Genomic DNA, 14,030 nt, shown 5'->3' with positions numbered 1-14,030 from the left:
CTCTTTTTTGTTTTTGGGGGGCTGGGTGGCGTGGCGGGGGGGGGCCCGGGGCCCCGCGGCGGGGCCCCCCCCCCCCCTTCCCGTCCCCGCAGGGGTGTTCAGCTCTTCGGCTTCGTGAGGTCGTAGAAGGTCGCGCCGCCCGCCGTGACCTCGGTGAAGTTCTCCTCCACCCAGGACGAGATCTGGGACGAGGTGCCCTGGCCGCCGCCCGCTCCGCCCCCGCCCATGCCACCGGAGATGAAGTAGTGGATCTCTCCGTCGTCCACGTACTCCTTGAACCGGGCGAGCGTCGGGGAAGGGTCGCTGCCGTTGAATCCGCCGATCGCCATCACGGGGTCACCGGTGGCGAGTTGGTAGCTCGCGGCGTTCTGCGAACCGATGGCCGCCGCGGCCCATGTGTAGGCGTCCGCGTTCTGCGCCAGCAGCGCCTCGGCCTCGGAGTCGACCGTGGCACCGTTGAGCAGGCCGCCCATGCCACCGCCGCCCATGCCGCCCTCACCGGGCATGCCGCCGGGCATCCCGCCGCCCTGCCGCCCGCCCGGAGCCTGGCCCTGTCCCGGCGCCTGGCCCGGCATCCCGCCGCCGGGGAAGCCGCCGCCCTGCTGGGTTCCCTGGCCGCCGCCCGGCTGACCGCCCTGGGTCCGACCGCCCTGCCCTGTCCCCTGGGCCTGACCGCCCTGCCGGGTGCCCTGGCCGGGAGGCTGCATCCCCCCGCCGCCGGGACCGCCGCCACGGCCGCCGCCGGGACCACCTCCCGGACCACCCGTGCTCGCGCCGGACGGGCCGGCGGTGACGATCGAGCCCTGGTGCCCGGTGTTCAGCGTGCTGATCGTGTACGCCGTCGGGCCGGCCAGGGAGGCCGCGAGGCTCAGACCGACCGCGCCCACCGCGAGGGCCCGCCCGAGCCGTGCCGCGAACAGCAGCCCGGCGGCCCCCAGGAGTCCGCCGATCAGGACGGCCCAGCGCAGCCAGGGCAGGTGGTCCGGGGTGCGCCCCAGCAGGACGTACGACCAGACGGCCGTCACGGCGACGGTCACGGCGAGCGTGGCACCCGCCCACCGGTTGCCCCGCTCCTCCCACAGCACCGTGGCGCCCATGCCGACGAGCGCCGCGATGTAGGGGGCCAGGGCCACCGTGTAGTACTGGTGGAAGATGCCGGCCATGAAGCTGAAGACGAGGGCCGTCATCAGCAGTGAGCCGCCCCAGGCGAGGAACGCCGCCCGTGCGGTGTCGGTCCGCTTCGCCCTCCGGGTCAGCCAGAGGCCGGCGGCCAGCAGGATCAGGGCCGTGGGCAGCAGCCAGGAGATCTGGCCGCCGATCTCGGAGTTGAACATCCGGCCGATGCCGGTCTCACCCCAGCCGCCGCCCTGGCCGCCTCCGCCACCGCCACCGACGCTGCCGGTCTCCTCACCGTTGATCCGGCCGAGACCGTTGTAGCCGAAGGTCAGCTCGAGGAAGGAGTTGTTCTGCGAACCGCCGATGTACGGCCGCGAGGACGCGGGCCACAGCTCGACGATCGCCACCCACCATCCGCCCGACACGACCATCGCCAGTGCCGCCAGGCCGAGTTGGCCGAACCGTTTCCGGACTGAGACCGGCGCGCACACCGCGTACAGCACGGCGAGCGGCGGCAGGATGAGGAACGCCTGCAGCGTCTTCGAGAGGAACGCGAGCCCCACCGCGACGCCCGCCCACACCAGCCACTTGGTCCGGCCTGCCTCCAGCGCGCGCAGCAGGCACAGGACGGTGACGGCCATCAGCAGCGCGAGCAGCGCGTCCGGGTTGTTGAAGCGGAACATCAGCGCGGCGACCGGGGTCAGCGCGAGGACGGCCACCGTGATCAGCCCAGCGGCGGCGCTGAAACGGCGACGTACGGCCGCGTACAGCACCCCGGCCGTCGCGACGCCCATCAGCACCTGGGGCACGAGGATCGCCCAGGAGCTCAGACCGAAGATCCGGACCGACAGGGCCATGGGCCAGAGGGTCGCCGGGGGCTTGTCGACGGTGATCGCGTTGACCGCGTCCAGCGAGCCGAAGAAGAACGCCTTCCAGCTCCGGCTGCCTGCCTGCACGGCCGCGGAGTAGAAGGAGTTGGCATAGCCGGAGGCGCTGAGGTTCCACAGGTAGGCCAGCGCGACGGCGAGCAGCAGGCCGAGCAGGGCGGGCCTCGCCCAGCGCGGGTCCTCGGGCCTGCCCCGGAGGATTCGCCGGGGGAGCGCCGCCTTCGCGCCGGCGGCGTGCGCCGCGCCCGGTGGGCGCTGGACAGGAGCGGAGTGGGTGGCCGCGGTCATCGGATGTTCCTCAGTTCGGTCGTGTCATGGGCTTCGAGGGCCGCGGACGCCTCGTGTGCGGCGGCCACGTCGTACGTCGCGCCCCGGCTCACGGGCGCAGGGACGCCCGGCGCGTCCACGCCGTCGGCAGCGCCCTCCCCGGCGCCCTGCCGGCCGGTACGGCGGTCGGGGAAGACCCAGGCGCGAAGGAGCAGGAAACGCAGCACGGTCGCCGCGAGGTTGGCCGCGATCAGCACGGCGACCTCCGTGGTGTGCGACGCCGCTCCGGACGCCGTGCCCAGGGCTGCCAGCGAACCGCTGGTGAGGGCCAGACCGATCGCGAAGACGACGAGCCCCTGCGCCTGGTGGCGCACGGCCCCGCCCCGGCCCCGTACCCCGAAGGTGAGTCTCCGGTTGGCCGCGGTGTTGGCCACGGCGGAGACCAGGAGCGCCGCCGCGTTGGCGAACTGCGGGCCCGCGCCCAGCCGGAAGGCGGAGTACAGGCCGAGGTAGACGAGCGTGGAGAGCGCGCCGACGACGCAGAAGCCGACCAGTTGCCTGGCGAGACCGCGCGGCACCCCGGGTACGGCCCGGTCGCGCGGGTCGTCCCCGAAGGGCCGGCCCAGCCGGTCCAGCGGCAGCGCCCCGGTGGCCAGAGCCCTGCCCACCCGCCACACCCCCTTGAGGTCCTCGGTCGCGGTCCTCACGATGTGGACCGTGGAGTCGGGGTCGTCGATCCAGTCGACGGGCACCTCGTGGATGCGCAGCCCGGCGCGCTCGGCGAGGACCAGCATCTCCGTGTCGAAGAACCAGCCGGTGTCCTCCACCATCGGCAGCAGCCGCTCCGCGACCTCCCGCCGTATGGCCTTGAAGCCGCACTGCGCGTCACTGAACCCGGCGGCCAGCGAGGACCGCAGGATCAGGTTGTACGCCCGCGAGATGAACTCCCGCTTGGACCCCCGCACCACCCGCGAACTACGCGCCAGACGCGACCCGATGGCCAGGTCCGAGTGACCGGAGATCAGCGGGGCGACCAGCGGCAGCAGGGCGTTCAGGTCGGTCGAGAGATCGACGTCCATGTAGGCGAGGACCGGGGCGTCGGAGTGGGACCAGACGGTCCGCAGCGCGCGGCCCCGGCCCTTCTCCTCCAGCCGGTACGACCTGACCTCGGGGATGAGGTCGGCGAGGCGCGCGGCCACCTGGGGCGTGCGGTCGGTGCTCGCGTTGTCCGCCACGGTGATCCGGAAGCCGTAGGGGAACGTCCGCGCCAGATGGTCGTGCAGGCGCAGCACACACGTTTCGAGATCCTTCTCCTCGTTGTACACGGGGACGACCACATCGAGTACGGGTACGGGAGCGCCGGCAGCGCCGACCGCCGCGGCCAGGAGGTGTTCCCGGGCCGGCAGGGTGCTCCAGGGAGTGTCGGTTCGCATGACACAGACACTCGCCAACCGCCCTGTCACGGCCGTGTGCTGAGCCTGTGCTCCGCCTGTGAGTGCGCCCGGGAGCCGTCGGGGACCTGCCCCGCGGCCACACCGGGCCGTTGCGGCGCCGAGCCCGCGCCCTCACCCGCCCGGGGCGACGGCGTGCCCGCGCCCGGCCCGTACGGCGCCGTCCCCGCGCCCGGCCCGTACGGCGCCGTCCCCGCGCCCGGGGAGTGACCGGCGGCGAACGGGTCACCCGCCGGCGGCACGGCGGAGACGCCCCCGGGGCCGTACACCGCACTACCGCGCCCACCCCCGGCGCCGTACGGCACACCGGGCCCGCCCCCCGGCCCGTGGGCCGCGCCGTGCCGCGCCCCGGCTCCCGGGTACACCGCGTCGGCCGGCAGATGGACCGCGAAGACGGTGTTCCCGGGCGTGGACCGCACCTCTGCACGGCCCCCGTGGGCGGCGACGACGGCCTGCACGATGGCCAGACCGAGCCCCGTGGACCCCGCGTGGCGGGAACGCGACGCGTCGCCCCGCGCGAACCGCTCGAAGACCCGCGGTTGCAGCGCGGGCGGGATGCCCGGCCCGTCGTCCTGGACCTCCAGCGTCACCCAGGGCACCGGGCCACGCGCCTCACGCACCCGGACCGTGACGGTCGTCCCCGGCGGTGTGTGCGTACGTGCGTTGGCCAGCAGGTTGACCAGGACCTGCTGGATCCTGGTCGGATCGGCCGACACCGTCGCCGGCAGCTCGGGCAGCTCCAGCCTCCAGTGGTGGGCGGCCCCGGTGCCGCCGCCGGACGGGCGGTCCGCCGCGCGGGCGTCGCTCACCGCGTCGATGACGAGCGGCGAGAGATCGGTGCTCTCCAGGGAGAGCGGCCGTCCGGCGTCGAGGCGGGCCAGCAGCAGCAGGTCCTCGACCATGCCGGTCATCCGCTCCGCCTCGGACTCGATCCGGCCCAGCGCGTGCCGGGTGTCGGGCCCCGCTTGCTCGCGGCCGCGCCGCGTCAGCTCGGCGTAGCCCCGGATCGAGGCCAGCGGGGTGCGCAGTTCGTGGCTGGCGTCCGCGACGAACTGGCGCACCCTCGTCTCGCTCTTCTGGCGGGCGTCGAGAGCCGAACCGACGTGCCCCAGCATCCTGTTGAGGGCGGCGCCGACCTGTCCCACCTCGGTCCTCGGATCCGCCTCGGCCTCCGGGACGCGTTCGAGCAGGGCCACCTCGCCGCTGTGCAGCGGCAGTTCGGACACCCGGGTGGCCGTCGCGGCCACCCGGCGCAGCGGTCGCAGGGCGACCCCCACCATGGCGGCACCGGCGATGCCCGCCGCGATCAGCCCGGCCCCGGTGACACACACCTCGACGAGGATGAGGGTGTTGACCGCCCCGGACACCTCCGCGGTGGGGATCCCCACCAGCACCGTGGTGCCGTCGCGCGCCTCGACCGCCTCGACACGGTACCCGCCGAGCCCGGGCAGATCGACGTCGCGCGCCTCACCGCCCACCGTGACCCCGCTCGCCTCCAGCGCACCCTCCTGCGCGTCGGTGAGCTGCTCCGACGTCGGCCGTACCCCGGGCCCCCCGTCCTTCAGCACCTTCGAAAGGGTGACGGCACCGTCCACGGAGACCGCGCCGACCGTCTTGAAGGGCTCACCGCCCATCCCTATGAAGTCGAGCGGGTCGTCGTTCCCGAAGCCCCCGGGTGAGGGGACTCCCTTGCCGCCGGGCAACGGCCCCGAAACCCTCTTGGAGAGGTCACGCAGCTGACCGTCCAGCTTTCCGTACATGTAGCTCTGGAACGCGATGGCCGTCACCGAACCGATCACGGCCGCGACGACGGCGATGAGCGTCACCGCGTACACGACGAGCCGGGTCCGCAGCGTCCAGGGCCGGCGTGCCCTCCTCCCGGTCATGCGCTACTCACCCGGCTTGATGAGATATCCCGCCCCGCGCCGGGTGTGGATCATCGGGCTGCGCCCCGCGTCGATCTTCTTGCGGAGGTAGGAGATGTAGAGCTCGACGACGTTCGCCTGGCCGCCGAAGTCGTAGTTCCAGACCCGGTCCAGTATCTGCGCCTTGCTCAGCACCCGGCGGGGATTGCGCATCAGGAAACGCAGCAGTTCGAACTCGGTCGCCGTGAGGTGGATCGAATCGCCGCCCCGGCTCACCTCGTGGCTGTCCTCGTCCAGCGCCAGGTCCCCCACGACGAGTGTCGACTCGCTCCGCACCGACGCCGTGCCCGAACGGCGGATCAGCCCGCGCAGCCGGGCCACGACCTCCTCCAGGCTGAACGGCTTGGTGACGTAGTCGTCGCCACCCGCGGTGAGCCCCGCGATCCGGTCCTCGACCGAGTCCTTCGCCGTGAGGAACAGCACGGGTACGTCGGAGAGTTCACGCCGCAGCCGGCCGAGCACGGCGAGCCCGTCCATGTCCGGGAGCATCACGTCCAGGACGACGGCGTCCGGCCGGAAGTCGCGCGCGGTGCGGAGGGCACCCGCGCCGTCGCCCGCGCTGCGCACCTCCCACCCCTCGTACCGCAGGGCCATGGAGAGCAGCTCGGCCAGTGGTGCCTCGTCGTCCACGACGAGCACGCGGACGGGGTTACGGTCCGGCCTGAGCAGTTCGGTACGCCCCTGGGGCGAGGTCGTCATCATGGTTCAAGGCTGTGAGACGGCCGTGAGAGACAGCTTTCGCCTCCCTGTGAATCTCCTGAGAAAACGCCCCGCGCGGGCGCCTCACGCCCACAGGTGACTGCCCGGCGCACGCGGCCGCACCCGCGGGAGGCGGCTCCGCGACGTACCGCGCGAGACCGCCGGGAACGCCGCCCGCGCGCGCCCTCAGGGGAAGAGCTTGTGGGCGTTCCCGTGGCAGACCGCTCGCAGCCAGTCGTCCCCCAGCCCCAGCCGCTCCAGGGCGTGCAGCTGGTGGGCGTACGGGTACGGGATGTTCGGGAAGTCCGTACCCAGCAGGATCCGGTCGCCGAGGTCGGAGAGGCGCCCGCGCTCCGAGGCCGGGAAGGGCATGAAGTCCTCGGTGAAGTCGGTGAACGCCATGGTCGTGTCCAGCCGCACCTCGGGATACCGCAGAGCCAGGTCCAGGAACTCCGCGTACTCCGGCATCCCCATGTGCGCGACGACCAGCCGCAGGCGGGGATGGCGTGAGAGCAGCCGGCCCATCGGCCCCGGCCCCGTGAAGGCCCCGGGTGCCGGACCTGATCCGCAGTGCGTCACGACCGGGACGCCCGCCTCGTCCAGCAGCCCCCACACGCGGTCCAGCAGAGGATCGTTCGGGTCGTAGGCGCCCACCTGGAGGTGCGACTTGAAGACCCGCGCACCCGCTTCCACCGCCTCGCGCACATAGCGCTCCGCGCCCTCCTCCGGGAAGAAGGTCGCGGTGTGCAGGCAGTCCGGCACCCGGTCCGCGAATCCGGCCGCCCAGCCGTTCAGCCAGGCGGCCATGCCGGGCTTGTGCGGGTAGAGCATCGAGGTGAACCGGAGCACCCCGAACGAGCGGAGCAGCGCGAGCCGTTCGTCCTCGTCCCGCCGGTAGGTGATCGGCCACTCCAGCCCGGTCAGCGGCCCCGCCGAGTCGAAGTACGCCCACACCTTGCTGAGCACCCGCTCCGGCATGAAGTGCGTGTGTACGTCGATGAGCCCGGGCAGTCCGAGCCGCTCCTGGAAGCGCAGCACCTCGTCACGGTCGTGGCGGGTGTCCCGGTCGACGCCGGTGTGGCGGGTGTCCCGGTCGACGCCGGTGTGAGGGCCGAGGCCGTCGGCCGGCGCACCCTGCCGACCGCGGCCGCCGGCCTCCCGGTCTCCGCCTGGGCGGCGCCCGCCGGTGCTCCGCACCTCGTCGCCGCCGTAGTGGTCACCGGTGCACATCCGTCCCACCCGTCTCTCACGTCTCGGGAACGATCCCGGTGACGATCTCAGAACAGCTCGTCCTGCACTCCACCGCCCCCCGTCGCCACGAGGGGCACACCGCTGACCGACCGCGCGTCGGCAGCTGTCAGCTCCCATCCGGTCACGAGCCTGGTGTCCAGGACGAACTGCCCCTCACCTGCGGTCTCCAGATGGAGGTCGGGTCCGGCCGCCGCGACGAGCCGTCCGGCCACCACCCCGCCGTCCGCCAGCCCGTCGACCACCCGGGCCGCCGCTCCCACGGCGGCGAGCCCGAACACCTCCGTGTGGTCGACCGCCTCGAACGGAAGACGTTCCAGCGCTTCGGGCCACCCCGCGCCCTCCAGCGCCACCGCCCGCCCGTACAGCTCCTCGACCTCACGGGCACGGTCCGCCTCGCCGGGCAGCCCGCCGCGCACCGCGCGCTTGCGGGCGTACGGGATCCGGTCGGGCACCCCGAAGGCGCTGCGCAGCAGTTCCTCGGTGCGCCGCGCGGCCATCAGAGGCCCGCGACCCAGCCAGCTGAAGACCACGGCCCCCTGCTCCCGGAGCCGGGCCGCGTCCCGGGCCTCCCTCGTGATCCCGACCTTGACCAGCCCCGGCCCGAACCAGGCCAGATAGACGCGGTAGGGGCGCGGATCGTCGGCCATCGTGTCGGCGGCCACCGAGTGCGCCCGGTCCAGCCGCGCGCACTCCACGCAGCGCGCCCCCGCGCTCCGTGCAGGCACCACGGCCGCGAGCGGGCACGGGTTGCCGCGTGCCCCCACGCAGTGCCGCTCGCCCGAGGCCCGGAAGCCGAGCTCCTTGCCGTACGCCAGGACGCTCACCCGGCCGGGCCCCGCCCCGCCGTCCCGCGCCCAGCCGAGCACGGGCGCCCCATGACGCGGCCAGCTCATCCCGGTGCACCTCCAGCCGGTCACGCCGGGACCTCCGCGGTCGTGGCGTGCACGGGCGGGTGCGGGCACATCGCTGGTCTCCTCCTCGGCGGCGGGTCCGGTGCGGGCGGCGTGCCGCGTGCCGCGTGCTGCGTGCTGCGTGCTGCGTGCTGCGTGCACCGACGGTGTACGGCGTCGGCGCGCACCGGTTCGGGCGGCCCGTCGGCCCCGGGACGACCCTAAGGGAGCGAGCGGGAGGGTCCCTCCCAAGGAGGCGCCGGGGCCCCCGCCCCGGGGGCGGCCGGACTGCCTGCGGACGAACTTTCTAGAGCCGTTTTCTAGAAACCGCCTCCAACCACGCCGCTGACGGTTCACACTGCCCTCGTACCCGCCGTACGACGCCTCGGCGGGAGCCGGTGAGCCCAGCTCACGGAACCCGCGCGCGTACTCGTACCGCCGGCCCCTCACCGGGGCGGCGCGGCAGGTACGTGGCCCGCCTGACCGGCCTCGGTCCGCACCACACGCCGAGGCCCCCGGCACGACCCGGCGAGGGAACGGGTCGTGCCGGGAAGCAGGGGGCCCGGGCCGTGCGGACACCCGGCCGAATCCTCCGCGCCCGCGGAACACCCGGGGAACGCCCGTGAGGTGACCGCGACCGCACCCCCGTCCCCGCGCCCGAACACCCACGGGGAGCCGCGCCCGGCGTCGCGCGCCCGCCGGACTCGCGGACAGCCGGCGGGATCCCCGGGTTGCCGGGGGGCCCGGGTTGCCGGGGGGTCCCGTACACATCCGGTCCCCGGACGCCGCTGCGACGTGCGATGCACCGCCTCCGAAGCCGCACGAAGACCCCCCGCGCGAGAGGGGAGCCCCTAGAATCCGGGCCATGGCGCTGACGATGGACGACGTGGACAGATTCGAGGCCGCCAGGCCTCGCCTGCAGGCCATCGCCTACCGCCTCCTCGGCTCCGCGAGCGACGCCGAGGACGCCGTGCAGGACACGTTCCTGCGCTGGCAGGCGGCCGACGTCAGCCGCGTCGAGGTCCCCGAGGCCTGGCTCACCAAGGTGCTCACCAACCTCTGCCTGAACCAGCTGACCTCGGCCCGCGCACGGCGCGAGACCTACGTCGGCCAGTGGCTGCCCGAACCCCTGCTCGCCGGGGACCCGATGCTCGGCCCCGCCGACACGGCCGAGCAGCGCGAATCCGTCTCGTACGCGGTCCTCACCCTGATGGAACGCCTCTCCCCCAAGGAGCGTGTGGCGTACGTGCTGCGGGAGGCCTTCGACTACCCGCACCGCCGGACGGCCGAGGTCCTCGACATCAGCGAGGCCGCCGCCCAGCAGATCTTCCACCGGGCGAAGAAGCGACTCGCCGAGGGCAGGGCCCGGGCGGAGATCGACCACGCGGCCGCGCGCCGGATCGTCGACGAATTCCTGACCGCCGCCACCAGCGGCCGGACCGAACCGCTCGTACGCCTCCTCACCGACGACGCCGTCGCGATCGGCGACGGAGGAGGAAAGGTGCCGGCCCGCGCCAAGGCCTTCGAGGGCGCCCGCGCCGTCGCCACGTTCATGCGCGGCATGTTCAAGCCCAGCAGTGCCAAACGCGCCATCACCGGCGGCTCACCCGAGATCTACGCGTCCACCGCCAACAACACCTCCGCGCTCGTGGTGGTCGTCGAGGGCCGGGTCATCGCCGTCATGTGCCTGGAGATCACCGGGGACGGTATCGCCGCCTTCCGCAGCCAGGTCAACCCCGACAAGCTCGAACGCGCGACCGAGCGCTGGGCGGCAACCGACCACGGAGAACCGCTGCTCCTCATGTTCTGACCACCTTGTGACGCGGATCACCTCCGCGCCTGTCAGCAATCGCCGGGCCGTCCTGTTCAGGAGGTGAACCCCGCGAGACAGGAGCAGGCTCATGAAGCACCGCATCGTCGTCCTGGGCGCCGGATACACCGGAGCCATCGCCGCCGGCCGCCTCGCCAGGCGACTGCGCCGCGAGGACGTCTCCCTCACCCTCGTCGACGCCGAACCCGACTTCGTCGAACGCGTCCGCCTGCACCAGCTGGCGGCCGGGCAGGACCTCACCCCCCGGCCCTTCGCCGCGATGTTCGCGGGGACGGGCGTCCGCCTGAAGCTCGCGCGGGTCACCGGCGTGGACGTCGACCGCAGGACCGTCGCGGTCACCGGAGCCGACGGCTCCGAGGAACTGTCCTACGACACCCTCGTCTACGCCCTCGGCAGCGGCTGGGACACCGGCGGCGTCCCCGGCGCCGCCGAGCACGCGTACGACATCGCCGGACGGCCCGGGGCACTCAGGCTCCGCGACCGACTGGCCGGACTGGAGGCCGGGCAGCGCGTGGTCGTCGTCGGTGGCGGGCTCACCGGGCTGGAGGCCGCGACCGAGATCGCCGAGGCCCGCCCGGAACTCGACGTAGCCCTCGCCGCGCGGGGCGGACTCGGCGACTGGCTCTCGCCCAAGGGCCGGGCCCACGTACGGAAGGTCTGCGGCAGGCTCGGCATCACCACGCACGAACACACCGCCGTCACCGGAGTCGAGGCCGACCGTGTGACCACCGCGGAGGGGGCGGACCTGCCTGCCGAGGTCACCGTCTGGACCACGGGCTTCGCGGTCCACCCGATCGCGAGGGCCACCACCCTGGAGATCGCCGACACCGGCCAGATCGTCGTCGACCCGACCATGCGCTCGGTCTCGCACCCGGAGGTGTACGCCGTCGGCGACGCCGCCCTGGCCATGGGCCCCGGCGACAAGCCGCTGCGGATGTCGTGCGCCTCCGGAGTCCCCACCGCGTGGCAGGCGGCCGACGCCATCGCCGCCCGCCTGACCGGCGGGAAGCTTCCCACCACCGCGGCCCGCTACTTCAACCAGTGCATCTCGCTCGGCCGCAGGGAAGGCCTGATCCAGTACGTCACGGCCGACGACCGGGCGGTGAGCGCCGCCGTGACCGGCCGCGTCGCCGCCCTCTACAAGGAGGTCGTCTGCAAGGGAGCCGCCTGGGGCGTCGCCAACCCGACCCTCGGACGGCTGGCCCGCCGACGCCCCGTCATGGAGCCGCGGCCCGAGGAGACCCAGGCCGCTCCGGCATCGGCCTGACCGGCCGCCGCCCCGTCCCGGGAGCAGCACCCACCCGGGGTGCTGCTCCCGCGCTGCGGCACGGACAGGGGCAGCCCCGCCTCTCGAGTGCCCTGTCCGATCCCGCCCGCCTCGACGGCGCGTTCACAGCGTGTTCCGTGCGTACGGCACCGGCCTGACCTGCCCTGGTCTACCGCTTCCTTGCACTGAACCAGCTGACGGCCACGACGGCGGCACCCGCCGCGGCAACAGCCCCGACGGTTACACCGATGATGTCTCCAGGAGTCAACAATCCGAACATCTGCGTCTCCTTCGCCGCCCAGGGGCAGTAGCCCGCGGCACACGAGCGTGTTCCGCGTGGAGATCACCATGGCAGCCGGACCCCACTCGCGGAACACCGAGCGGCAAGTCTTGAGGACAATCTGAGCTCGGCTCCCCCTGCCGGCGAAGGCCGCGTCGCGTGTTGCTCCCCGACCCACCATCTACGCCCGGCACAGGGGCAGTTCGCCCCTTGCGGCTGAGACGCACGCGAAGATCGCTCAGCGCGTCCTCGGCATCGCAAGCCCCATGTCGGGTGACCACGCCGAAGCGCGCGTGGGAGCAGCACCGTTCCCTGCGGCTCGTCCGGCCGATGAGGTATCGAGGTCTGCGTTCTCCGCCTCCGGCGCGGTGCTCGCCGATGCCGGCCCCTCCGCGCCACCCGAGTCCCTGGCCGCCCGTGGCCCACACCCCGCCACAGCCGCCGGCACCACGGCTGCCTGGCCGGCCACCCCAGACCTGAACCACATGAAGCCCGCTCCAACCGCACACGTCGCCTCGGCAGCACGTGCCGCCGCGACATGAGCGGTCACCCTGTCCACAGACTCGGGGACCAGGCCGCCTCGAGCCGGCTGCTGTACTTCCGTTCGCTGCCTGTTTGGACAACGCCAGAGGCCCCCAGGATTTCCTGGGGGCCTCTGGCCTGCTGTGCACTCGGCAGGATTCGAACCTGCAACCTTCTGATCCGTAGTCAGATGCTCTATCCGTTAAGCTACGAGTGCGTGTCCTCGGCGTGAGCCTCGGTCCCGCTTCCCGGGTTTTTTCTGCCCGGTCGGCGTTGCGAGAACAACATTACATGACCTGCGCCGTGACGCGAAATCCATAAGCCAGACCCGGCCTGACCTGGGCAAAAACCATTTCGGAGCCTGTCCGAGCCGCGGGCGTGACACCCGGCGCGCCCTCAGGAACGACCGAAGCCCCGTGCCTGGGGCACGGGGCTTCGGGTTGCTGCGGAGGCGGAGGGATTTGAACCCTCGATGGGCTTTAAGACCCAAACCGCATTAGCAGTGCGGCGCCATAGACCGGACTAGGCGACGCCTCCAGCACACCTCGCGCGGACGCGAGTGGTGCGTGCAGATGATGACACAGTCGAGCGCGCTGTCACCAATCGCCGCCCACGGTACTAGGCAGGTGGGCGGCGAGGCAAAGGGCTTAGGGGTGTCGGGCCGGGCGATGTCGGGAGGTGCGGGACATCGCGGGCGGGACGGGGCACCGGCGTCGTGCCCGCGCGGCGGTGAACACCCGGCGCCGGCACGACGGAGGCGCGCGGAGGCACGACCGGAAGCACGGGGATGACCCGACCGGAAGCCCGGGAGGGGCACGACCCGGAAGCACGGGAGCGGTCCCGGGAGGCATCCCGACGGACGTGTCGGCGCGGGCCACCCGCGACGCCGTTCCGGTCGGCCCCCCATGAGTTGCGCAACGTGCGGGCGTGACGAGCGTTAGAGAGGACGAGGGCTCCGCCCTCCGACCCCGTCACCCCGTGTGCCGGACGCCGCCCCACTCGGCGCGCACCCGGCAGACCGGCGCGCTCCACGGCGCGCCAGAACGACTGGAGCCCCGCATGCTGCGCCGCCTGACCCTCACCGCCGCCGCGTCCCTCGCCGTGCTGTCCGCCGCCGCTCCCGCCGCCACCGCCGCGGCCCCGTTGGTCCCGCTCCCCCCGCTCCCGGTGCTCCAGGGCGACTGGCCGGCGCCGCAGGACGCGCGGACCGAGCTGACCGTGACGGTCTCGGAGTCCGGTAACCCGTCGGCCAACGGGACGTTCGAGCTGGAGTGCAACCCGGCGGGCGGCACCCACCCCGAGGCCCAGCGGGCGTGCGACCTCCTCGACGAGGCGGCCGAGTCGGGGGAGAACCCCTTCGTCGCCACGGACAGGAACGCCATGTGCACCCAGCAGATGGGCGGACCCGCCTCGGCCAGGGTGCAGGGCACCTGGCAGGGGGAGGCCGTCGACGCCCGGTTCAGCCAGGCCAACGGCTGCGAGATCTCCCGCTGGAACAAGCTGGTGCCCGTCCTCCCCTCCGCGAGGTAGCCCGCGGACGCCCTCCCGGTAACCGGTTCGGCGGGGCGTACGCCGGAGGTTCAGTCCTCTCCGAGGGCGCTCGCGGGGGGCGCGTACGGGCCGGAAGGCCGCCCCGTCCCTGCC

Annotated in this window: 9 protein-coding genes and 2 tRNA genes; 3 read left to right on the top strand and 8 right to left on the bottom strand. The window is 73.3% G+C overall.

Annotation, left to right across the window (positions count from 1 at the left end; genetic code table 11):
- Positions 1–98: 98 nt before the first annotated feature.
- The 6 genes from ACFXOA_RS01420 to ACFXOA_RS01395 form a co-directional block, all read right to left on the bottom strand.
- Complete coding sequence (locus ACFXOA_RS01420) at positions 99–2,291, bottom strand: glycosyltransferase family 39 protein (RefSeq protein WP_385020688.1); 2,193 nt, start codon at positions 2,289–2,291, stop codon at positions 99–101.
- Complete coding sequence (locus ACFXOA_RS01415; RefSeq protein ID WP_385020685.1) at positions 2,288–3,703, bottom strand: glycosyltransferase; 1,416 nt, start codon at positions 3,701–3,703, stop codon at positions 2,288–2,290. The genes ACFXOA_RS01420 and ACFXOA_RS01415 overlap by 4 nt, the downstream gene beginning before the upstream one ends.
- Before the next feature lie 26 nt (positions 3,704–3,729).
- Positions 3,730–5,607 carry an ATP-binding protein gene (locus tag ACFXOA_RS01410; protein ID WP_385020682.1) on the bottom strand — a complete coding sequence of 626 codons (1,878 nt, stop codon included), beginning with the start codon at positions 5,605–5,607 and terminating at the stop codon, positions 3,730–3,732.
- 3 nt (positions 5,608–5,610) lie between these two features.
- The gene (locus ACFXOA_RS01405) at positions 5,611–6,348 is read right to left on the bottom strand and encodes a response regulator transcription factor (protein WP_385020679.1); all 738 of its coding nucleotides are present in this window, start codon (positions 6,346–6,348) and stop codon (positions 5,611–5,613) included.
- 183 nt (positions 6,349–6,531) lie between these two features.
- Positions 6,532–7,575 (bottom strand): amidohydrolase family protein, encoded by a 1,044-nt coding sequence (locus tag ACFXOA_RS01400; RefSeq protein WP_385020675.1) that lies wholly within the window; start codon positions 7,573–7,575, stop codon positions 6,532–6,534.
- 47 nt (positions 7,576–7,622) lie between these two features.
- Entirely contained in the window at positions 7,623–8,489 is an 867-nt protein-coding gene (locus ACFXOA_RS01395) for a DUF2797 domain-containing protein (RefSeq protein WP_385020672.1), read from the bottom strand.
- An 862-nt stretch (positions 8,490–9,351) separates the two neighbouring features.
- Between ACFXOA_RS01395 and ACFXOA_RS01390 the strand changes: the two genes are divergently transcribed.
- Both ACFXOA_RS01390 and ACFXOA_RS01385 read left to right on the top strand, forming a co-directional pair.
- Complete coding sequence (locus ACFXOA_RS01390; protein ID WP_385020669.1) at positions 9,352–10,296, top strand: RNA polymerase sigma-70 factor; 945 nt, start codon at positions 9,352–9,354, stop codon at positions 10,294–10,296.
- Positions 10,297–10,387: 91 nt separating this feature from the next.
- Complete coding sequence (locus ACFXOA_RS01385; RefSeq protein WP_385020666.1) at positions 10,388–11,584, top strand: NAD(P)/FAD-dependent oxidoreductase; 1,197 nt, start codon at positions 10,388–10,390, stop codon at positions 11,582–11,584.
- A gap of 946 nt (positions 11,585–12,530) precedes the next feature.
- Here the strand turns inward: ACFXOA_RS01385 and ACFXOA_RS01380 are convergent.
- Positions 12,531–12,603: transfer RNA gene (locus tag ACFXOA_RS01380), tRNA-Arg, on the bottom strand.
- 229 nt (positions 12,604–12,832) lie between these two features.
- Positions 12,833–12,923, bottom strand: a tRNA-Ser gene (locus ACFXOA_RS01375).
- 522 nt (positions 12,924–13,445) lie between these two features.
- Here ACFXOA_RS01375 and ACFXOA_RS01370 point away from each other — a divergent pair.
- Positions 13,446–13,916, top strand: a complete 471-nt coding sequence (locus tag ACFXOA_RS01370; RefSeq protein WP_385020663.1) for an SSI family serine proteinase inhibitor — start codon at positions 13,446–13,448, stop codon at positions 13,914–13,916.
- The last annotated feature ends 114 nt before the right edge of the window (positions 13,917–14,030 follow it).

The organism is Streptomyces sp. NPDC059166 (assembly GCF_042755185.1).
Lineage (GTDB): Bacteria > Actinomycetota > Actinomycetes > Streptomycetales > Streptomycetaceae > Streptomyces.
Note: the sequence above shows the minus strand (reverse complement) of the source record. Positions and strands in the feature narration are given on the sequence as shown.